Raw genomic sequence first — 22,450 nt, forward strand, 5'->3', positions numbered from 1 at the left:
ATCGATATTTTTGGCGCTGTGATGCCATTGCTCCCCGTGATTTGGGAGACGGCACTGCATCATCCGGAAGACATAGGTGCGCTCCTGCATGAATTTGGAGTGGACAAGATGATTGAAAATTGGCTTTCGGAAAATGCCGGTCTTGTGACCGGGATTGCCATTGGCGTGGGTATAATGGTTGCAATATTCCCTCAAATTGCCATAGTGGCATTGGGCACGGTAGCCGCAGCGGCGGCAATCGTTGGCATCATTGACGCCGTCATTCACATTGCTCAGGGCATTGCCTGGCTTGTAAACAAAGCAAAAGAGGCGGTTGTCCAAGCATTCAATGCCATAAAAAATGCAATAAAGGCATTTGCCAAATGGATCTGCGATTGGTGGGACAGAGCCGGGAGAGCATATGCGGCTGCGAATCCGTATTTCAAAGTTGACACAGAAAAACTCCGCAGTTATGCCACGCGTATTCACAATGTAAATAATCGCTTACGGAGACTCGATAATGAATTGCGAGGTCTGTATTGGCAGGTGGGACTGCTCGACATATGGGACATAGTCAGGGCGAATTTTTTGACGAGTGGAAGTCCAACGTTGAATCAAATCAAGTCGTACTTAAATGATACCGCCAGTCGTTTTGAAACGGCTGAAAGCAAAGCTTACCGCCATATAGGAGGTTAAGAGAATGACACTGAACGAATGCAAAAGTGAACTGCGGTCTATCATGAATGAACTTCGTGACATTGAATGGGGCGTTCGGCACAATTTTGAAGGAATTGGTCAGGACTTGTGCGGCAATTGTATCGAAAAAATTGCTGACAAATATGACGGTGTATTGTCACGAATGAACCACGTGAATTACAATCGACTTGCCGCGTGGATATTAGGCGAATAAGATGGGAGGTACTGTATGGCAAAGCAAGTGGTGAATACTGACAGAATTGTCTTTTCGGCGAATCGGCTTCGCATGGCAAATAATAATATCAACACTGCGTTTCAGACCTTGCAGAACAAGGCGAAGCAGCTTGACAACAACTGGACAGGAGCGGCGGGGGAAGCGGCGCGTACGACAATGTATCAGCTGTTTAAAAACAGCGAGGTACGTTCGGCTGTCCTTCAAAACTACATCAATCTGCTTGAACGGCAGGTAAGTCCAGGTTACACAAACGCCGAGACGGTGAATACAAAATTGGCGGACAAATTTAAATGAGGTGAATGCCGATGGCTCTGTTGAAGGTAAATCATAAAACGCTGCGTGACGTTGCTTCTGCGGTTGCCGCCTATTGTGCTGTGCAAGACAGAGAAATGCGTTCCGCCGATGCCGATATGAAGTCAGTGCTGACATCCGACTGGCTTGGTCTTGACGCGCAGGAATTCGGGCACAAATGGGAGGACGTAGATGCGAACGATTCTACAACAGTGAAGTTCCGCGAATCGCTGAAGAATTTTGGCGAAAATCTCACAGCTTGCGCAAACGAGTACGAAAGCGCACAAGCGGATGCATACAACGCGGCGCACAGGCTGCCAAAATATCTCTATTGGTAGGAGCGCATATCGGCATTGCCTGCATACATGGGCTTGACTATGTGCTTTCGTACAACTTTCAGCATATCAATAAAGCAAAAACAAAACTCTTGACCGGGCGCATTAACCAATCAAAAGGCTATGGCACGGTCGTAATCTGTACCGCTAAGGAGGTATTGGCAGATGAACAGGAATAACGATACATTAGAGCAAGAGCTTAACGCCACCCGCGAGAGGCTCTACGAGCAAACTAAGGATATGACCCCCACGGAGCAAGTCGCTTTCTTCAACAACAGAGGTATGGAGATATTGAGGCGGCATGGCATTAAAGCCAAAATTGCAGATGTTCCGATTGTGCGGCGGCCAGCCCAACCACAAGCACAGCCGTAAAAACAAGCGCATAACAGAAAGACCGGGGAGTAACGCAAATACTGCGCCGCTCCCCGGTCTTTACATTTCCACCATCTCCGGCGAAAACACCGCACCGCCCGGGGCAGGCTAGGCGCCCCGGGCGGTGCGGTGTTTAGGGACAGGGTTCTTCGGAGGGAAGAATTCGGGAGGATTCTTAAGAGAGCTCCCGGAGATTGGTTGGTTGTCAGTTGGCGGTGCTGGAAACTATGTCTTCCAATATTAGGGAATATACATAGTCGCCCATAGCCGCGTACCCCGCCGCGTTCGGATGAATGCTGTCGTTCCGATAGGCCGCCGACAGCGTGTTTTGGCTGGTCGGGTTTCTCAGCAGTTCGTCAAAATCGGCCAGCCCGTATAGATTGCCCTCCGCGTACTGTTGCCGGATCCAAGTGTTGACAGTCTGCCGGTTGGCGTCCTGCCCCACGCTTGAGCCGCGGGGAGAGATGGTGCCGCCGTATACTTTGATGCCTTTTGCCGCCGCCGCCTTAAACAGTTCGTCAAAGGCCGCGATCATGTTGGCCGGGGTCTGGTTGCCACCCGGGAGATCGTTGACGCCGATCAGGAACACCACATAGCCGACCCCCGGTTGGTTGAGTACGTCTCGCTCGAACCGGCTTCTCGCCGCCAGCGGATTTGTCCCGCTGAGCAGCGCGTTGGTCCCGATGCCCATGTTGACGACGGAGAGATGGCGGGTGTCTGGGTTGGCCTGCAGATCGTTCATCAGGATGTCCACCCAGCGTGTATACAGCTCGTTCGTCACGCCGTACCCGTCGGTGATCGAGTCGCCAAGCGCCACGATGGATTTGTTTTGCAGCGGCGCCAGAACGTCCGCGCTGCACAGCGTAAACCAGTGGGTGAAGGTGGAACCCGTCAGGGCCGCGTCCAAAATCGCGTTGGCGTCCCGCTGCAAGTAACTGTTGGCCCTCGCGGCAATGTGCGCGCTCAGCCGCGTCGGCACGTCGCCAAAGTATGTGGACACCGCGATTCTCTCCAGCGCGGCCACCGGAAAATCGAGGGGGTCGGACGTCGCGAAGGCCCCGGGCTGAATGGTAACGCCCGCGCTGCCCCCGTTGAAGGTGACGGCCGTGTTGGTCGAGACGTCGACGTCGGAGGTGTTGTTCGCCCCATTGGCTTTGGCGACGCTCGCCGCCTGAATGGTCAGCGGCGTGGCCCCGTATTCGTTGGAGAACGTCAGGCGCAGTTGAGGACCGGCTATGGCGGTACGGATGATCTGGCGAAGCGTGGCGCCGGGCAGGGTCAGCGCCGCGTTTCCGGCGTCGCGCGTGCCTCCGTCGCTGCTGCCGGGGTCGCCGTAATACTGCGCGCTGGCCCATGTGCCGACCCAGTGCGCGCCGGCATCACTTTTTTTTTCCGTGCAGTACGATTCCGGCGGGCCAAAGTAGGCGGCGTTGCTGGCGCCGGTGCCGTCGCGCTGACCGGTCAGTATGGTCGGCGTCGTGTACGCCGGGTAGTTAAACCGGACGTTGGTCATTGTATCCAACTGGTTGTTCAAGACGGCCACGGTCGACCTCGCCAGCGTGTTCGTGCCGACGAGGATCTTCTGCAGCGTCGAGCCGTCATTTACCATGTAGATCCTCAGCGTGTACACACCCGGTTCCGTCACGGTGTGCTGGGAGATGTTGCGGGCGCCATTGTTGCGCAGCGTGATCGTGCGCGTCGCGCTCTCGGCGCCGTCGGACCACATGATGCTGCCGCCGTTCGTGACCAGGAAGTTGCGCGCCAGCGAATTGACAATCTGCGGCTCCTCGTCGTCGCCCAGCTGCACGCCGTAGTTGAGCGTCGTGAGCTGTCGCGGATCCATGCCGTTCGTCGGCGCCCATTGCGTGATAATGTCGATATCACCCGGCGTCTTGATGTAGACGTTGTATTCCAGATACGGTGCGTCCACACCGGGCGTGCGCCCGCCGCCGAATCCGGCGTCCAGCGCGGTCGGCATCACCTTCATCGAGGACAGCACGCGGCCGTAATCGGGCAGCTCGGTCCACTGATAGGTCACGCCGTCTTTCTCCGCGGGCACGGAGGAAGCGTAATGCTTGGAGAGAATGGAGATGTAGCCGTCGGTCTCGACAAAGGTCTTGTCCGGCAGGCCGGCCGTGTCAAAGACTTCGGCGGTCACCGTGACGGCGACTTCGGCGCCCGCCCCGGCGATGACGACACTGCCGCTCGCGCTGCCTCCGGCCGGCACCTTGGTCCAGTCGACGCGGACGTAGATTCTGTCGAGCTTTTCCGCCGTGCCGGCGGTTTTGTCGAGCACGATCCACGGTTCGCTGGCCGCCGCGGTGTAGTCAAACGGTGTCAGGCTGGTGTTGCCCACGTCGATATAGCGCGTCTCGTCGCCGTAACTTGTGAATTTGTGCAGGGCGACGGTACCGGTCTTCGCGTTGGGCAGGGTCGCGCTCAGCCAGGACTGCGGCAGGACGACCATGCTCGGATCCGCCGTCGGGGTGACGCTGTAGATCCGGCTCCAGGCGGAACCTGTGGTCGTGAAGGCGAACTGGGATGTGCGGTGCGCCCACGACGTCAGCCCAAGGTAGTAGATAGAACTGTCGGAGACGACGCTGTAGGGAGCCGTTTGATTGCGGCGCGGGTAATAACCGTAATATTTGCCGTCTCCCACGCAGTAATAGGAGTTCTCGTCGGCCGCGATGATATCTTCTCCCAGCACGGCCTTGATCTGCGCGACGTCGCTGGCGTAATTCGGATAGAAGAGACCCGGGGCGCCATAGGTGTTGTACATGGTGAAGTTGTCAAACAGCAGGCAGGCCCGCGCGATCTCGGCGTAGTCGTTGGCGACGGGCAGCCCCAGGGCCTGGTAAGCCTGGTTTTTCTGAAGGTTGATCATCAGCTTCCACGCGTTGCAGGAGATGAGCGTGGGGTGGAGTACCAGATTGTAGTAGGCGTCCATCCTCTCCAGTGGGATCTGCTTCTTGATCTCCAGGGCCTTGTCGGCGATGGCCTCATACTTCGCCAGCATGGTTTCGGCCTCGCCAAAGTATGTGAGGCTGAACGTGTTGCTGAGCACGATCTCGGGCTTCCTCACGTTGTTCATGTACGTGTAGTCAAAGATGATCTCCGCAATGTCGTCGGCCAGTTCCTCGCCGAACTCCTTTTCCGCGAACTCCTTGTGAGCCCTGTCCGGTCCGTCCAGCGCGCCCCAGGTGTCCACGTCGTAGGCCAGCTTGAACCAGTAATCGATCGGGGCTTCGTTGAACTTGAGATCGCCCACGTTCGTGACCCAGATCCTGTCCACACCGTAGTCATAGGACATCATCATCTGCTCGCGGATCTTCTCCAGCGGGGTGGTGTCTACCCAGCGGTACGAGCGCGGCGCGCCGTTGTAGTCAAAGTGATAGTACATGCCGAAGCCGCCGGAGCGGTCGCGGTTCATGTCCATCGGAAGGCCGCGGACGTTGCCGTGGTTGTCGTCGCAGAGGATGACCGTGATGTCGTCGTCGATCGAGGCTTTCCAGCCCAGATTGGGATCGGACGCGTCGTCGCCGTAGTAGAAAGCTTCGACTTCCTTATAGATGATGACCGACTGCGGGACGTCGGTGGTCCCGTGGACGTTCTCGATGATCTTGCGCTGCTCCTTGATGACGTCGTTTAGGAGAGCGATGTTCTGCTCCTTTGTCCCCTGCGGGAAGATGGCGACGTCGTTGAGGCCGCGCAGACCCATGTTGACGACCGCCTCGTACTCCTTGGTCGCCTCCATGTTTTCCGTCCATACCTCAATCATCTTATCCCTGTTCACGTACCGCCAGTTTTCCGGGGCCGGATAACTCGGATTGATCCACTGGAACGGGAGGCTGTTGGTGGACCAGACCCATTCTTTGTCCGGTGTGTTCATGAACTCCTGGTGGGTGGTCCCGATGACGATGCCGTAGTCGTTGGCCAGTTGGCCGTTCAGCGGATCGTCCTTCCAGAAGGAGTTGCTCCACATGGCGGGCCACAGGTAGTTGCCGTACTGACGGAGGATCATGTCGAACACTTCGACATAGAATTCGTGCGTGAACCGGTAGGCCGGCTTGCCCTGCTCGCGCCAGTAGGGCATTGTGAAATTGTGCGCCGCGGCGTACTGTTCCATCCACCTGTCCATGCTGCGCTCGTCGTTGATGAAGATGCCTCTGTACTTGACGGAGGGCTCTTTTGTAACCTTGGCTTCCTTTTCAAGGAACAGATTGTCCCGGTGGGTGGGGGCGCTGTCCGCAAAGAAGCCCCACGGCGAGACGCCAATGGCTTCGGAGATGTTGTAGAGACCGTAGACCGCGCCGCGCTTGTCGCTGCCGACGATGACCATGGCGTGTTTCACGCCCGGCACGCCCACAGGGTCGTCGAGGTAAACAGTCGTCCAGACTTCCCACTTGCCGGCGACGTTTGCGAGGTCGATGTTGTTGTCGTCGATCAGTTGGTCGATGAACGGATTGCCGAGCGCGCCGGCGATGACGGCGGATTCGGAGACAAGGCGGTCCTCTTCCCCGATGAGTTCGGACTTGACGCCCGTGACGAGCCTGATGTCGCCGACGACGTTTTCGGCGGCGTGCCGGATGCCCTCCTCGTCGTCGGCGTCGACAAATACCTTCGCGGCCTTGCCGCTATAAGCGAGATCGAATTGGCCCGTGCCGGAACCGCCCCACAGGACGGCGTCGGTGTTGTCGGCCAGCGGCACATAGACCATGTCCCAGGCGAAAGCCTTGTATGTGTCGGCGCCGTCGACGGCGTCCGTGGCGACGGAGAGCAGCACGTCGGCGTCTACGCTGACTTCGGCCGTTTCCGCAGAGAGGAATTTTCCGGCGGCGTCATACGCGGCGATGATGACGAGGCCGCTGACAGCCGCATCGGTCCCATTGTCCAGCGAGACGGCGACCTTCGGGCCGACCGTCTCGGCGAACAGGACGAGGTCGCCGAGGGGGGAGGATTCGGATGGGGCGCTCTCTTCGACGGCCGCGGCGGACACGCCGAAAAGGCCGAACGAGGCAATCACAAGTGTGAGGCATAGCACAAAGGAGAGGAAGCGGGTGGATATTTTCCGGCCTGTACGACCGTGCCTTTTACACATGGGGCAACAACTCCATTCTTAAGGTATAAGCATTGAGCAGACGTTTTTCTTCATAAACCGAATTCTAACTCCGTGAAGGGGATGACCCATGAGCGCTGAGAAGATAAGTATGCTAGTATACTAGATATGGGACATCCCGCCGATCACATTCCCTATCGCCCCCTTTATATGCACACGAAGTTCTCCTGTATGTTCTCCCCCGGCGCACCATAAATGCACAGATGCGCCGGAACAATGCCCGCGCGGAACAAACTTTTGGAGTGGCGAAAAACGAATGAAAGTAAAACAGAAATTCCAAGGGGAAATGTATAAAATATACAAAATTCGACCAATGCACATCCATGATAACACAAGAATACTAGTATGTCAATAACTTTCTGCCCATTACATGCCAAAAAACAAAAGATTATTTTGTTTAAAATATAAAATTTCAAACCGATGTCTCAGCGGAGACGCCGCTGGGGACAGTCGCCGTACGTTTGCCAGATGGCGCCAGACGACACAAGGGCGGACGCCTTTCGGCACCCACCCTTGCTGTTTTGCCGCACGCCGGCGGCGGCGGGACGATCTTGACAAGCGACCGGCGGTGGCATACACTGACAGGGAAGAGGAAGAGATGGTTTTATAGGATGACGCCGTCTTTGAACAGCGCAATCTCCCGGTATCGGCCCGCTTCGTTGCGCGTCTGTGCCCGGCCCGAAGCCGTGTCGAGCACAAAGGCGTAAAGTTCGCGGGCGATTTCGGAAATATGGCCGCCCGCGACGACCCGCCCGGCATCGAAGTCGATCCACTGCGGTTTTTCTGTGAACAGCCGGGTATTGGTGGAGATCTTGACGGTGGGCACGGGTGCGCCGAAGGGGGTGCCGCGCCCCGTGGTAAACAGAATCATCTGCGCGCCGGCGGCCGTCAGCAACGTTGTGGAGACGAGGTCGTTGCCGGGGCCGCCGAGCAGCGTGAGGCCCCGGGTCGTCACCTGCGCTCCGGGTACGACGACGTCCGTCACCGGTGCGTGTCCGCCCTTTTGGATGCAGCCCAGCGATTTGTCCTCAAGGGTGGAGAGCCCGCCCTCCTTGTTGCCCGGCGATGGATTTTCGTAGATCACCTGGCCGTGACGGATGAAATAGGCCTTAAAATCGCGAATCATGGCCACGGTTTTCCGAAACGTCGCCTCGTCGGCACACCGGTTCATCAAGATGCTCTCCGCACCGAACATCTCGGGGACCTCGGTCAGCACCGCGCTCCCGCCCTGGGCGATGAGCATATCTGAAAAGGCGCCCACCACGGGATTGGCGGTGACGCCGGACAGCCCGTCCGAGCCGCCGCATTTTAGGCCGACAGTGAGGGCGGAGACGGGCAGGCGTTCCCGGCGCGCGGTGTAGGCGTTTGCGGAAAGCGCCTCCAGGAGCGCCCGTCCCGCCCGGTGCTCGTCAGCCACCTCCTGGCAGCACATGAATTTGATCCGGCTCTCGTCGAAGTCTCCCAATTCCGCCTTCAAACCGTCCAGCGTGTTGTTTTCACACCCGAGAGCCACGAATAAGACCCCCGCCGCGTTGGGATTTTTGGCGAGCGAGGCCAGTGTTTTGCGCGTCAGAGCGTGGTCGTCTCCCAATTGGCTGCATCCGAAGGGGTGGGGGAAGGCATAGAGCCCCTCCAAACCGTGCCGGACCAGATCTTGATTTTCGTGGGCCAGGCGCGCCGCCACGCCGTTGACGCAGCCGACGGTGGGCAGGACCCATATCTCGTTTCTGATCCCGGCGCGCCCGTCGCCGCGCCGGTAACCGTCAAAACTGCCGGGCGGATGCGCGGGCAAGGCGCAGTCCCGCTTTTCATAGGTGTACGCGGTTTTGTCATGCAGATTTGTCTTTAGGTTGTGGACATGCACGTGACGGCCCGCCTCGATGCTCTCTGCACTGACGTGGCCGATGGGAAATCCGTATTTGATGACATTCTCACCGCGCGCCAAAGTCCGCAGCGCCACTTTATGGCCCTGCGGTATTTTTTCTGAGGCGCGCAGCACGCCGGCTCCAATCGGTGCGCCCATCTCGATGTCCGTCACAGCCACGGCGACGTTGTCGGCCGGGTGCAGCACAAGGGCCTTCAAAGGGCGCCTCCCGACACGGTTCGGATGGCCTCGTAGAGGCCTTTTTCTTCCATCAGTGTGAAGGCCGCCAATGCGCTTTCCTCAAATCCCGGAATCTGGCTCAGGTCTTCATCCCACATCTGGGCGTTGCGGCAGAGAGCCCGGATCAGCGCGCCGGCGCTGTCTTTGGCGTGTTCAAGGAAAAAGGAGAGCACAAAGGCGTCGTCAGCGATCGCATATGTCTCATCGCCGCGCCGCCCGACCACGGTGTCGCCGCTTCGTGCGGCGCCGCTGTAAAATTTGGCGTACGCGGCGAAAGAAAAGAGCAGCAGCGCAGGGATCTTGTGGAACCGGGCCGCATACGCCTTGACGCTGGGGAGCACCCGCGCCTTCCATTTGGCGGTGGAGTTCAGCGCGATGGCCAGGAGACTGTGGTCGATAAAAGGATTGCGAAAACGTTCGATGACAGAGAGGGCGAAGTCTTTCAGCGCCTGCTCAGGCAGCGTCAGCGTAGGGATGATCTCCTCGAAGATGAGTGCGTGTATGTAGCGGCAGATCACATCGTCTTCCACGCAGTCGCGCACAAAGTCCTTCCCCGCCAGATAGGCGCCGAGACTCATGGACGTGTGGGCGCCGTTTAAGATGCGCACTTTGCGCCTCTTGTAGGGGGTCTGGTCGTCGCAGACGATGACGGGGAGCCCTGCCCGCGCGAAGGGGAGCTCCTCCGCCAGCCAGGCCGGACCCTCGATCACCCAGAGGCCGAAGGGTTCCGCGGCGTCGAGCAGCTTGTCCGCATATCCGTTTTCTTCGTTTAGGGCGGCGGCTTCGTCTTTCGGGTACCCGGTGGTGATCCTGTCCACCAGTGTCGAGCAGAACAGGTTGGCGTCGTCCAGCCATGCGATGAACGCCTGTTCGAGCCCCCACTGCGCGCAGTGCCGCAGTACACACTGTTTCAGTTCTTTGCCGTTGTCGTCGATGAGTTCGCAGGAGAGGATGATGAGGCCCCGGCGCCTGTCGCCGCCGAAGACGGAAAACCGCTCATATAAAAGACGCGTCAGTTTGCCCGGAAAGTTTTTGGCGGGCGCGTCGTCGAACGAGGCCGTCTCATCAAAGACGATGCCGGCTTCGGTGGTATTGCTGACGACGATCCTGAGGTCGGGGTTGTGCGCGCAGTGCAGAAAGTCCTGATACGCAAGATACGGATTGATGCACCGGCTGATGGAACTGACGATGTGTCTGCTGCCGACGGGACGTCCCGCCTCAAATCCCCTCAGATAGAGAGTGTACAACCCTTCCTGCGCGTTGATTGTGTCGGCGAGTCCCTGAAGAATGGGCTGAACGACGACGACCTTACCGTTGTACCCGGCTTTCTCATTGGCCACGTCGATGAAATAATCCGCAAAAGCCCGCAGAAAATTCCCTTCTCCAAATTGCAGTACCCTTTCCGGGGCCGACTCAAGCAGGTAGCCTTCGTACCGGTTCTTTCGCAATGTGTCGTAATGCAGCGGCGGTGCGTCTTTCATGACATAGAAACCTCCCCATGATAGTACCTTGTTGCCGCGAAGCGGCAACAAAAACAAGAATTTGGGTTGTGGGTTGCAGGTGCAACCCACATTAGATATATTTGAAAGGCATACACAAAACGTTTTGTTCATCGAAAAAAGAGGTTGCGGAGGGGTAATTTGGTGTTAATCCTGCACATATCAGGAGAAATAAGACTGTATAAGGCCAAAAGATATGAAGACGCCGGCGGAATCTAGATGTCGGGTCCCTTTTGGGGCTGCAGTGTCTTCTAGTGAATTTGCCCAATCACAACAGGGGGACAAGACGGAACAAGGGAGGCGCGCCGGGGGATTTCAGTGCACAAAAGAACATATGACGGCGGCCGTTCGAACGGCAAGAGGTGAAAAAAGTGGATGGAAGTGATTATAACCCCGAAGGGCCGCCTCTGTCAAGAGAGGAATGCGGCGAGAGGTGAGAAATTTGCGGCCGCCTGCGGATGAAAGGGAGGATGCGTAAAATTTACATAAATTTACAAAAAATAGGACTCGATATACCATGTTGTGGAATTTTGAAGGGGTGATCAGGCGACATAACACCGAAATTTTTCGAATTTTAAGAAAAATGTAAAATCTATTTTTCGAGACAGGCGGGCAATTTATCAATATGCGGGTGCAAAATCCCGGCTTTCTTGTGAAGTTTGCGCCCGGATTCTTCCCCCAAAAGTGATTTTTTGTTATGATAGTGACAATCTTTTTCGCTATTGACAAATGAACGAGACGGATATATGATGCACATACAGACAACAAAAACGTTTTTGTTGTCTGGACAGGAGGACGGAGAGCATTGAGTGTCAACAACAGGAGAGTGACCATCAAAGACATTGCCCAACAGGCCGGTGTGTCGATCGGGTCGGTACACTGTGCGTTAAATGACAAACCTGGGGTGAGCGACAGCACGCGGCAGAAGATCATCAGCATCGCCAACCAACTGCAATACCAGGCCAACACGGTGGCGGCCTCCTTGAAGAGCAAGCCAAAGTTAATCGCCCAGGCCTTCCCGGGCCCGACGGAGGAGTTTCGTTACTACTTCTCTCACATGTGGGACGGATGCCGGGACTATGTGAAAACCATCCGCGATTTCAACGTAGATGTGGTGGAAGTGCCATATTATAACATGGAGAACAACCTGGCGGAGGAACTGAGAGGGGTGAGGGAGCGCAATGAGGTAGACGGTTTGGTCGCCTTTGGCAATATGGACGCGCAGGCCGTGGAAGAACTCAATGTCTTTCTGCAAAGGGGGATCCCGGTGATCCTGGTGGGGGCGGACATCCCGCAGTCGGGGCGGCTGCTCAGCGTGATGCCGAACTATTTTACCATCGGCAAAATGCTTGCCGAGATCATCACGAGGCAGATCAATCAATCGGCGGAGATCTTGGTCTGTGCGGGCGATGTGGTTCTACCCTCGCACAATCTGGTGTTGCAGGGGCTTGGCGCGTATCTGGAAGAAAACGAGTTGACGAATCCCGTCTACAAGATACATACCTCTTTCAACAACCGGATGGACTACGGCAGGATCGTCTACGAACTGGAAAAGCATCCCGACATCGAGGCCTGCACCTGCGTCTATGCGAGAGGGAGCCTGCTCCTTGGGCAGGCACTGAAGGACACGGGGCGCGTGGGGCGCGTGATTGCCATCGGCAGTGACATGTTTGAAGAAAATGTGGAACTCTTGCGCGAAGGTGTGTTTACCAATCTGCTGAACAAGAACCCCTATCTCCAGGCCTACACGGCCATCCGGTGTATGACGGACTATCTGCTGCGCGGCGTGGTTCCGTCCAAGAGTATATTGTACACCGGCAGCGAATTTGTCTTTCAGAGCAACCTTGAGATGTACGACAACGGCTTTTATCGTTTGCTTCTGTGACAGAGACAGCCAAACGGGCCCGCGGGAGAGATCCCGGCGGGCTGCGGTCCGGAACAAAATCCCGGTGGATGTGAGTGAAACGGTTATGAACATGAGAGAAAGAATGGCCTGTGTGCTACTGGCGGCCGCGCTTCTGACGGGGGGCGGCGCCGGTTGCGCGCCGGACGCACCGGATGCACCGGATGCACCGGCGAGCGGCGTCGACGGCATCGTTTACCCGCTCACCGTCGGAGAGCGGCCCATACCCATGGCGGAGTACAAGTCGTATTTTCTCAAACAAAAATCCATCGAGGAAAAAAACTACGGCGGCGAAGAGATCTGGGAAAAAGAAGGCGCTTTGGAGCGGCTGAAGAGCTATGTGCTCGCCGACATTTTGCACGCCTGCGTCGTCAAAGAATTGGCCCTGCGCTGCGGATTGGACCCGGATGCGGAGACGGACGCGAAGGCGCTGGCGGGTGAGATCAAGAAGGTCATGGCGGCGGAGGGAAGCGAGTGGTACATCGACCGGGAGGCGCTGACGGAGCGGCTGAATCGGATCTATGTGAAGGCGACGCACATCTGTCTGCCGATCGGCGAGGGCGACGACCCCGAGCAGCGCTACGAGACCGCGGCGCAGATCCGGGCCCGCGCCGCCGCCGGCGAGGACTTCGACGTACTGCGGGCGCAGTACCGTCAGGTCATAGCGGGTCCCGAAGGGGAGGAGAGCGTGCAGGTGCTGAGCCGCGAAGAGGAGGTGTGGCCCCCGTCCTATGAGGACGCGGCGTTCGGGCTGGCCGTGGGAGAGATCAGCGACGTCGTCTACAGCGGCGGCGGCCTATATGTCATCAAACGCCTGGCGCTCACCGAGGCGGACGTGGAAGAGAGACGCCCCGGCGTGACGTCGTCTTATTATGACGAGCTCTACGGGAATCTGTATTACGAGATCAAGTCGTCGCTGGAGGTGCGCTACGATGAGGCGTATGATCGGATCGGCACGGACACTTTGTGCGGATCTTGACCCAGTTCCAGATGGCAAAGAGGAGGAGATTTGACGTGATAAAAAAGACCCTGTCCCTGGTGTTGGCAGTGGCGCTCGTTCTCTCGGGCGGAATCGTTCCGGCGTTTGCGGACGAGGCGGTCCCGAGCTGGCTCGACAACATTTCCTTTGCGGAGAGCTCGATCGTCCTCGACAGAAGCACCTACCCGTTGGCCGTGGGGACGGTGAGAGCCGCGGGGAACCCGGAGACCTACACGAGCGGCGACAAGATCCGCCTCTTTGCCACGGTGGATCCGGGCTTGGCGGATCAAACGATCACTTGGACCTCCGACGACCCGTCCATCGCCTATATCGACGGTGAGCCCGCCACCTCCGCCGTGGTGGGAGCCGCCAGAACAGGCGTTGCCACAATCACGGCGACAGCCTCCAACGGCGACACGGCGACGTGCGTCATCGTCGTCATAGACAACTACGACAGGTCCACCGTCCTTTCGGTGGCGCTTAACACGAATTCATTGGTCCTGGTGCCCGGCGCGGCGGCCGATCTTCTGGCGGACATCACACCCTGGGACGCGCAGAACAAGGACATGACATGGTCTTCTTCCGACAAAACGGTGGCCGAGGTGGACACACAGGGTCATGTGACGGCGGTGGCCGCCGGCACGGCGACCATCACGGTGGAGACCGTCGGTTCGCAGCGCATAGCGTCGTGCGACGTGACCGTAGCGGCGGCGCCCGCGGTGCCTGTCACCGGCGTGCAGATCGACAAGACAGAGAGCACACTGACAGTGGGTGAGACGGAGTTCCTCGGCGCGGTGCTTTTGCCCGAGACGTCCGCCAACGCCGGATTGATCTGGTCTTCCACGGCGCCGGCCATTGTCGGCGTGGACCAGACGGGTCTGGTGACGGCCTATGCGCCGACGGCCTATGAATTGGCGGACCAAGGGATTCTGGGGGTGGCCGAGGAGGCCGTCGTCCAGGTGACGACGGAGGAGGGCGGATTTGTCGCCTCGTGCAAATACACGGTGCGCAACGTCGAGGTGCCGTCCCTCTCCGTCAGCCTCAGTGCCTCTGAGGCCAGCGTGCCCCTGGGCGGTTCGGTTACGCTGACGGGCGTCATCGGGCCGGCCAATGTCACCGACAGGACCATCGCTTGGGAGAGTACGGACGAGACCGTCGTCAAGGTGGCGGCGACCGAGAACACCGCATACGATGCGCCGGCGGCGGTTGTGACGGCGGTGGGCGTCGGAAGCGCCCGGGTGGTGGCCAAAAACGGCGGCAGCAGCGCCTCTTGCGAGATTGTGGTGACGGAAAACGAGGTCCTCGTGGGCGCGATCACCCTGAGCGAGACCGATGTGGCGCTGACTGTCGACGCGATACGCGATCTCGACGCCGCACTCGCCCCGGCCAGCGCCACGAACAAGCGAGTCAAGTGGGAGAGCAGCAACCCAAGCGTGGTGACGGTCGACCCCAACGACGGAACGCTGATGGCGTTTGCCCCCGGTACCGCCGTGGTCAGGGTTTACGCCGCCGATGCGGGCACGGCGGAGGCGACGGCCACCGTCAGGGTGACGCACGGCAACAAATACCTGCGCAATCTCACGGCGCCTGCGGAGGCCGTCACGGACAACTCCGCCCTTCTCCTGTGGAACCGGGACGAGGGCACGCAGATAGCGGACCACACGATGGTGAAGATCTATGTGGACGGCGTCTACGCGGGGAATTCCTTGCGGAGTCAAAACGACGCCAAGGATGTGCTGGCCATTGCGAAGGACCCCACGCAGACAGGTTCCTACGGGAACAAGATGGGTTACCGCGTGAGAGACCTCGCGCCGGACACGGAGTACGCCGTCAGGGCCGACGCGCTGAACACCGCCGGGCAGGTGGTGGCCAGTGAGAGCCTGAAACTGCGGACAAAGCCGGCGCCGACGGCTGTCGTCGATGTGACACAGGCGCCGTACGGCGCCCGCGGAGATGGAGTGGCTACAGATACCTACGCCATCCAGCGCGCCATCAACGACTGCCCGCCCGGGGGCATGGTGGTCCTGCCGAAGGGCTATGTGTTCCTCTCCGGCGCCGTTTTTCTGAAGAGTGACATCATTTTCCGTGTGGACGGGATTCTCCTCGGGAGCACAAACCCGAAGGACTACCCGAAGATCAGCACCCGGTGGGAGGGCTGGCGAAAAGTCGACAGGGGATATTTGGAAAATTCTTCCACAATTCTCAATAAGCGCGCCCACGCCAGCCTGGTGGTGGCGGGCACGTACGACGAGGGGGAGAACACGCTGATTGGGCCCTTCAACGTCAGCCATTTCTCCATCGTGGGCGAGGGCCAGATCAATGCCAACGGGTATCGCCTGGGTTACCACGAGGGCATGAACGCCAAGACGCCGCGGCCCGATCCGCTGCCGCCGCAGAGCGACGCGACCGTGAGAGGGCGCGCCGTCACCTTCCACAACGCGCAGGACGTCTACGTGGCGGACGTCAGCATCGCCTACAGCCCGTCCTGGTCCATGCATGCCATCTACAGCGACACGATCACCTTTGACGGGCTGGATCTCATCGCCAAGGGGCCGAACAAATCCGCGACCCTCACGGCCAGCCGCACGGCGGATGGGAATACCATCCTGAATGGGGACGGCATCAACCCGGATTCGAGTTCCAACATCAACGTCTTCGATGTGTATTTTTGCACGGGCGACGACTGCGTCACTTTGAAGAGCGGGCGAAACGGCCAGGGGTGGACGCTCAACAAACCGACGAAGTATGTGAGGACGACGGACTGCTCCAGCATCGGTTCCAAGGGCGGGTTCTGCGCCGGCAGTGAGATCGCCGGCGGCGTCAACAATGTACTGTTCCAAAATATGTACGTTGAGGACATCAGTCTGGATGCGATATGGATCAAAACGCGCTGGTCGCGGGGCGGTGTGATCGAAAACATCGTGTACCGGGATCTGATGACGACGGGGACAGGATCCACGGCCGTGCTGATCTCCATCACATACAGCAGCTCGGACAACAACCCGGCCGGCGAGAAGACCGGCGCCGCGACGGGGGTCGGCGCGCCGCCGCTGATTCGCAATCTGACGTTTGAAAACATCGTGGCCTGGGGCACCGGTGGGAATAACTCCTTTGCCTTCCAAGGGATCGCGGCCGGCAATGCCACGGTGGACGGCGTCCGGTGGACATACCCGGTATCCCGCATTCAAAACGTGGTTATCCGCAACAGTTCCAGTTCGAGGAGCAACAGCTCCCTGAGCTATGTGGACGGCTTTACGTCTTACAACGTCAAGGTGGCCAACACAAACGGCCTGTTCAGCAGCGCGAACTCCCTGAACGTCACGCAGAACGCGCGGGAGCATGTGGTGTCCTTTGCGGCGGGCGGCGGGTCCGCGGTGCAGACGCAGGTGGTGCCGGAGGGCGGAAAGATTCCTGAAATTCCGGAGAGCCGCTGGGCGGAGCACTGGGTGACAGGCTGGTACGCCGACGCGGCGCTCACGCAGAGGTGGGATTTCGAGACCGATGTGGTCACGGAACCCATCACCCTGTATGCGGCCTGGACGACGGACGCGGACTATCTGGCGGCCGTGAAGGCCCTCGACAGCGCCGCCGCCCGTGCGCGGTCATACATAAATCCGGCGATCTTCACAGATGTGTCATGGGCGGTCTTTGCCAATGCCCTGCAGGCGGCGGAAGCGGCGCCAAGCGGCGTTTCTTCGGCGGAACTGTGGGCGCTGGCCGGGGCCCTGGAGCGTGCGATCGAAGGACTCGTGCCCCGGCGGCAACAATTCCAGACGGCGCGGGTGTATTTTACAGGGCCCGCGGACGCGACGGTCGATCAGCCGGTCAAGTTTACGGTGTCGCTGGGAGATGTAGAGAACCTTGGGACGGTCAGGGTGAGATTCCGCTACGACAGCGATCGCCTCGCCCTGGACAAAGTAGAGGAGCAAAATGGATTTTCGATCCTGAACGTGACCTCCGATACGGTGACGCTCTGTCATCTCGACGGCGTCACGACAGACGAGGCGAAGCCGGTGCTGGAACTGCATTTCACACCCAAGGCGCCGGGCGCCGCGGCGGTTGAGATCGTCAGTGTGGAGGCGGCCTCTTACTACACGGACCAGAGCGGCGCCGCGGATCTCACGGTGGACCTGGCGGCGTCCGACGCCATTGCCGTCACAGTGCGAGATGGCGACAGGTACGATTTCAACAGAGACGGCCAGCTGTCGCTGGCGGATCTCGCGGCGGCGCAGCTCTGGTACATGGAGGCGATCGGGGGTTCGAACTGGGCCCGGGCCCGGGCGGCGGATATCGACGGCAACGGCGTAATCAACGTCGGCGACTTCATCGATATTTTGACATATCTTACACAGCACATGTAAATTGACTGTTCCCCGGGCCCTTTCCGCCAAGGAGGGGCCCGGGGGGCGCGAGTCGAGGAGTAAGATGATGAGTATGAAAGGTAAGAAAAGTGCGGCTCTTCTGTGCGCGGTATTGTTTGCGGCGTTTTCCGCCGTGCAGGTTCTCGCCGTCGAAGTGCCGGCGGACGTGACGGAAGTGAGGATTCCGGTGACGGTGTCCACCGCGACCGCGCTGGCCGGCGCGGAGGTGGCGGTGGTCTGCACAGAAGGGTTGACGTTTAAGGACGTCGAGGTCTCCGCTACGTATCGGGAGGCCAGGTCTGTAAACACAGTGAAAGACGGCGTGATTTACGCGGGGATATTTTTGGGCTCCAACGCGTTCACGCCGGTCGCCGGGGAGGTTCTTTTCGGTTCCCTGGTGTTTCAATATTCGGACACGGCGCCCCAGAGCGTCACGATCAGGAAGACAACGCGGTATCAATTTGACGCGGCGGGGCAGAATCTGACCGGCACGGACGACGACACGCCGGTCGTCGTGCCCGTCACGCGCCCGGCGACCCCGGATTCCTTGAGCAATTTCCCCGGCGGGAGCAGCTCATCCGGCCCCGTGTCCGTCGACGTGGAAGAGCTGCCCGCGCCGCTGGCTGCGCCGGAGACAGTCACCTTCGACGATTTGACGGAGGCCGAATGGGCGCGGGAGGCGGTGGAGTATCTGGCCACCTACAAGGGCATCCTCGGCATGGGGAACGGGCGCTTCGCGCCGGGCGCCATGGTGACGCGGGCGCAATTTGCCCGCTTTGTGGGTCAGGCCTTTGATCTCGTCGGCGCCGATACGCCCGTGCAGTTTCACGACGTGGGCGAGACGGACTGGTACTGGGCCGATGTGACGAAGCTCTCTTCGCTCGGGATCCTCAAGGGGTACCCGGACGGCAGCTTCCGGCCAGACGCCAACATCACCCGAGAGCAGATGGCGGTCATTGCCGACAGGACGCTTACGTATCTGGAAGCCACACTGACGCAGAGCGCGGAGGTCACGCTGCCAGACATTGAGACGGCCGCCGAGTACGCGAGACCGTCGATTGTCAAACTGTGCCGGGCCGACGTCATCAGGGGTATGGGAGACGGTACCTTCCGGCCCCAAAATCTGTCCACACGGGCACAGGCGGCCGTCGTCGTCTATCGCTCGCTCGCGGCCTGTGGCAGACTTTCTCCATAATCTGGGTATTTTTGTGCTGTAATTGAACTTTGAGACAGAGACGCATCACACGCGCAAAGGATGACGTGTCCCGTGTGCAGGGGGTCCCGTCGTCGAATGCAGAAGCGGCCTTGCATCTCGGGGAGATAGACAGGGTTGGCTTTTTGTATGTAAAAATTCATTTTGAAGGCTATTTTATGCAATGAAAAGGAGGAAAACACATGAAGAAGAGGACTCTATCACTGATGCTGGCCGCAGCGCTCCTCGTGTCCGCGGGGGCGGTGGCGGCCGTGGCGGCGCCTGAAACTGGGGACGACCCGTATTGGGACCAGGCGCGTTATGACAGCATCGAAACGGCTGTCATGAACAATGTCCCCAAAGTGCTGGACGCGGGCGGAAAGTATATCTACCAGACGGTGGACGGCACATTCGAGTACTCCGTCAGCATCCTCGATCCCAAGTTTAACAGCTACATCAAGGCGAACAACGAGGAGTACTATGTGGCGCGGCCCGGGTACGCGAGCCAGGCGATCCGCGCGGACCAATCGATCGTGGACTACACCGCCGTGTTCGCCGCGGCCATCGCGGATGTGAAAGCCCAGGGCGGCGGCACCGTGGTGGTGCCGAGAGGATCTTTTGCCACCGGCGCGATCCGGATCACGGGAGACAACATCCGGCTGCACATGGACGACGGGGCGGAGATCAAATTCGTCAGAACCAAGACCTATGAATTCTATCCGCAGGTGAAGACGCGCTTTGAGGGCATGGACCTGATGGGGTTCTCTCCGCTGATCTATGCCTACCAAGTGAACAACATCGCCGTCACGGGGTCCGGGAACGGCAATGAGGACACGCGCTCGGTCCTAAACGGCCAGGCGGACCGTTACAACTGGCTTCCCTGGAAAACGGCGGGCACTTCGTTCTGGGATGGGACGGCAACCAACACGATCCCAATGCAGCAGGGAAGCACCGCCGCCTACCGGACGGTGCAGTGGTCGGACGGAACGGCGATGACGGCGCGCGACCACCTCATCAAGATGGTGGAGGAGTGGGCGCCCATTGAGGAGAGAAACTACGCCGACTTGAACCCCGGCACGGCGGACCCGATTCTCAGGCCGGCCAACACGCTGCGACCCAGTTTTATCGAGCCGTACGGGTGCAAAAATGTGTTGATAGCGGACTTTAACCTGATCAATTCGCCGATGTGGGAGATCCATCCGCTGCTCAGCGAAAACGTCATGATCAGGGGCACGGACATCAACTCTCACCTGGGCAACAACGATGGCTGCAACCCGGAATCCAGCACCAATGTGATCATCGAGGACAACGTGTTTAACACGGGCGATGACTGCATTGCCATCAAGTCGGGGCGCAACAACGACGGATACACGGAGTGGAACCGGCCGACGACGGGCGTCATCGTCCGCAACAACGAGATGCGGGACGGGCACGGCGCGGTGACGGCCGGCTCGGAGATGTCCGGCGGCATTCAGTATGTGTTTGCCCACAACAACGTCTTCAATTCGGCCAATCTGGCCCAGGGCCTGCGCATCAAGACAAACTCGGTGCGCGGCGGGTACCTGAAAGATGTGTACATGAAGGACTCGGTGATCCGCCAAATCGGCACGGCGCCGATCCACTGCACCTTCTACTACGAGGAAAATGACGCCGGGACGAGAACGCCCAAAGTGGAGAACATCTATGTCTCCAACTACAACACGGCGCCGGGCGTCGCCAGCATCGCCGCCGCCCAGTTCCTTTACGCGCGGCAGTACGGGTACTGCCCGGTGGAAAACGTAAACATAAAAGATTGCAATTTTAACGGCTTCAGCAATGCCCCGGCGACCAACAACACGGCATTGAACGACATCATCTGCGGGCGGGGCATCCGTTTCGAAAACGTCACGATCAACGGAGAACCGTATGTCTCTCCGGAACAGAGCGTCGAGATCGTGGACATCATTGTCGACGACACCAGCGTCACAGACGCCGCGCAGCTCGTGGGCATCACAGGCAGCCACGCGGTGTACGCCGTCGTGCGCTCCAAAGCGTCCAACATCGCCGGGACCATCGCCGGCACGTCGCGGGCGGCGTATCAGGCGTACCTGAGCGTGGGGTCCGGCCTCGGGTCGGCCGTGAGTCTCAACGGAAACGGTGTTGTGACAAGCCTGGGCGACGACCTGTACAAGGTCCGGCTGTCCGCCAACGCAAACCTTGGGACGGCGACCCGGCTTGAGGCGGTTGTGCGCAACGCACTGTATACGGAGGATCAGGACTTCCGGTATTTCTCGCTCAGGCCTGCGGTGAAGGGGCTCTCTTTCCGCGGCGAGTGGCTGACCATCCAGTTCGACCGTGCTATGAACACGGCCGGAACCGGACGGGTCACCCTGTCTGGCGGCGCGGCCGCCGTCGATCCGGAGTGGAACGAAGAGGGCACGCAGATCACCTATGCACTTGAGGGAATTGTGTTCGGCGAGGCCTATGGCATCAGCGTGGGCAATTTTGCGGACGGCGGCAGCAAGGTCATGCGCACCTACGACACGGCGCTGACGGCCGCGAGCATAGACGACGTCAAAGAGGCCTGGACGGCGCTCGACCGCGCGGTGGCCGCGGCGGCGGCGTACCGCAACTCGGCTCTCTACACCGCGGCGTCGTGGGCGGCTCTCGCGCAGGCGCAGGCGGCGGCCGGGGCGCTGTCTCCCCACGCGAATCTCAGTGAGATCCTGGCGGTGGCGGCGGCGTTGAACGACGCAATCGCCGGCCTGACGCTGAAAAACTTCGAGGAATTTCCCACGGCCGTCGCCTCGTTCACAGGGCCGGAGAACGGTGCGGTCGGCCTGGCGTCGGTCTATACGCTGTCTTTGGCCCATGTGAAAAACTTGGCGACGGTGCGGGTGCGCTTCACGTACAACGAAGAGGTCCTCAGCCTGGACCGCTTGGAGTCACACAGCGGTTTTGAGATTTTGGAGAGACAGGAGGATACCGTCGTTCTCTACAACACGGAGGGGCTGACGGGAGACGACGCGCAGCCGCTGCTGACATTCCACTTCACGGCAAAGTCCTCGGGCAGAGCGGATGTGAAGATCACGGGTGTGGAAGCGGCCTCCTACCGTTCGGACAAGTCCGGCGCCGATGATATCGATGTAGACACGGCGGGTGCCGGGGAGATCCCCACGGATGTCAAAGAAAAGGACAGGTACGATTTCAACGGAGACGGCCGCGTCACACTCGCGGATCTCTCGACGGCGCAGCTCTGGTATATGAGCGCCGTGGGCGATGACAATTGGAACGACATCAAAGCGGCGGATCTGGACGGCAGCGGCGTCATCAATACGAAGGATTTCATCGACATCCTGAGATACATTCAAGCCCTTTGATGGCTGCTGATCGCTGTGAACGGTCACAT

13 protein-coding genes are annotated in these 22,450 nt (G+C 59.3%); 10 read left to right on the forward strand and 3 right to left on the reverse strand.

Annotated elements, in window-relative coordinates; translation table 11 throughout:
* The 5 genes from LBK75_04295 to LBK75_04315 all read left to right on the forward strand — a co-directional run.
* Nucleotides 1-675, forward strand: a 675-nt coding sequence (locus tag LBK75_04295; protein MDR1157511.1) for a hypothetical protein, incomplete at its 5' end; no start/stop codon positions are given.
* 4 nt (nucleotides 676-679) lie between these two features.
* Complete coding sequence (locus LBK75_04300) at nucleotides 680-889, forward strand: hypothetical protein (GenBank protein MDR1157512.1); 210 nt, start codon at nucleotides 680-682, stop codon at nucleotides 887-889.
* A gap of 15 nt (nucleotides 890-904) precedes the next feature.
* Nucleotides 905-1,204 carry a WXG100 family type VII secretion target gene (locus LBK75_04305; GenBank protein MDR1157513.1) on the forward strand — a complete coding sequence of 100 codons (300 nt, stop codon included), beginning with the start codon at nucleotides 905-907 and terminating at the stop codon, nucleotides 1,202-1,204.
* An 11-nt stretch (nucleotides 1,205-1,215) separates the two neighbouring features.
* Nucleotides 1,216-1,539: a hypothetical protein gene (locus LBK75_04310; GenBank protein ID MDR1157514.1), complete on the forward strand. Its 324-nt coding sequence runs from the start codon at nucleotides 1,216-1,218 to the stop codon at nucleotides 1,537-1,539.
* A 162-nt stretch (nucleotides 1,540-1,701) separates the two neighbouring features.
* Complete coding sequence (locus tag LBK75_04315) at nucleotides 1,702-1,908, forward strand: hypothetical protein (protein ID MDR1157515.1); 207 nt, start codon at nucleotides 1,702-1,704, stop codon at nucleotides 1,906-1,908.
* Nucleotides 1,909-2,113: 205 nt separating this feature from the next.
* Here LBK75_04315 and LBK75_04320 read toward each other — a convergent pair whose 3' ends face one another.
* The 3 genes from LBK75_04320 to LBK75_04330 all read right to left on the reverse strand — a co-directional run bounded on the left by LBK75_04320 (nucleotide 2,114) and on the right by LBK75_04330 (nucleotide 10,609).
* Complete coding sequence (locus LBK75_04320) at nucleotides 2,114-7,006, reverse strand: glycosyl hydrolase 115 family protein (GenBank protein MDR1157516.1); 4,893 nt, start codon at nucleotides 7,004-7,006, stop codon at nucleotides 2,114-2,116.
* 622 nt (nucleotides 7,007-7,628) lie between these two features.
* On the reverse strand, nucleotides 7,629-9,107 hold the full coding sequence (locus tag LBK75_04325; GenBank protein ID MDR1157517.1) for an altronate dehydratase family protein: 1,479 nt from the start codon (nucleotides 9,105-9,107) through the stop codon (nucleotides 7,629-7,631).
* Nucleotides 9,104-10,609 carry a tagaturonate reductase gene (locus LBK75_04330; GenBank protein MDR1157518.1) on the reverse strand — a complete coding sequence of 502 codons (1,506 nt, stop codon included), beginning with the start codon at nucleotides 10,607-10,609 and terminating at the stop codon, nucleotides 9,104-9,106. The genes LBK75_04325 and LBK75_04330 overlap by 4 nt, the downstream gene beginning before the upstream one ends.
* Before the next feature lie 823 nt (nucleotides 10,610-11,432).
* Between LBK75_04330 and LBK75_04335 the strand changes: the two genes are divergently transcribed.
* From LBK75_04335 to LBK75_04355, 5 genes are all read left to right on the forward strand, one after another.
* Nucleotides 11,433-12,512, forward strand: a complete 1,080-nt coding sequence (locus LBK75_04335) for a substrate-binding domain-containing protein (GenBank protein MDR1157519.1) — start codon at nucleotides 11,433-11,435, stop codon at nucleotides 12,510-12,512.
* An 85-nt stretch (nucleotides 12,513-12,597) separates the two neighbouring features.
* Nucleotides 12,598-13,509 carry a peptidyl-prolyl cis-trans isomerase gene (locus LBK75_04340; protein MDR1157520.1) on the forward strand — a complete coding sequence of 304 codons (912 nt, stop codon included), beginning with the start codon at nucleotides 12,598-12,600 and terminating at the stop codon, nucleotides 13,507-13,509.
* Between the two features lie 35 nt (nucleotides 13,510-13,544).
* Entirely contained in the window at nucleotides 13,545-17,870 is a 4,326-nt protein-coding gene (locus LBK75_04345) for an Ig-like domain-containing protein (GenBank protein MDR1157521.1), read from the forward strand.
* 73 nt (nucleotides 17,871-17,943) lie between these two features.
* Complete coding sequence (locus tag LBK75_04350; protein MDR1157522.1) at nucleotides 17,944-19,065, forward strand: S-layer homology domain-containing protein; 1,122 nt, start codon at nucleotides 17,944-17,946, stop codon at nucleotides 19,063-19,065.
* Nucleotides 19,066-19,265: 200 nt separating this feature from the next.
* A complete protein-coding gene (locus tag LBK75_04355; protein MDR1157523.1) occupies nucleotides 19,266-22,421 on the forward strand; it encodes a hypothetical protein in 3,156 nt (1,051 codons plus the stop codon).
* The last annotated feature ends 29 nt before the right edge of the window (nucleotides 22,422-22,450 follow it).

It is taken from the genome of Oscillospiraceae bacterium (genome assembly GCA_031265355.1).
Classification (GTDB): Bacteria; Bacillota; Clostridia; order Oscillospirales; family UBA929; genus JAIRTA01.

What these genes read in the sequence shown, in the direction of transcription:
- LBK75_04340 (MDR1157520.1), top strand. Translation starts at nt 12,598, where the DNA reads ATGAACATGAGAGAAAGAATGGCCTGTGTGCTACTGGCGGCCGCGCTT.
- LBK75_04355 (MDR1157523.1), top strand. Translation starts at nt 19,266, where the DNA reads ATGAAGAAGAGGACTCTATCACTGATGCTGGCCGCAGCGCTCCTCGTG.
- LBK75_04350 (MDR1157522.1), top strand. Translation starts at nt 17,944, where the DNA reads ATGAAAGGTAAGAAAAGTGCGGCTCTTCTGTGCGCGGTATTGTTTGCG.
- LBK75_04310 (MDR1157514.1), top strand. Translation starts at nt 1,216, where the DNA reads ATGGCTCTGTTGAAGGTAAATCATAAAACGCTGCGTGACGTTGCTTCT.
- LBK75_04300 (MDR1157512.1), top strand. Translation starts at nt 680, where the DNA reads ATGACACTGAACGAATGCAAAAGTGAACTGCGGTCTATCATGAATGAA.
- LBK75_04305 (MDR1157513.1), top strand. Translation starts at nt 905, where the DNA reads ATGGCAAAGCAAGTGGTGAATACTGACAGAATTGTCTTTTCGGCGAAT.
- LBK75_04315 (MDR1157515.1), top strand. Translation starts at nt 1,702, where the DNA reads ATGAACAGGAATAACGATACATTAGAGCAAGAGCTTAACGCCACCCGC.
- LBK75_04320 (MDR1157516.1), bottom strand. Translation starts at nt 7,006, where the DNA reads ATGTGTAAAAGGCACGGTCGTACAGGCCGGAAAATATCCACCCGCTTC.
- LBK75_04330 (MDR1157518.1), bottom strand. Translation starts at nt 10,609, where the DNA reads ATGAAAGACGCACCGCCGCTGCATTACGACACATTGCGAAAGAACCGG.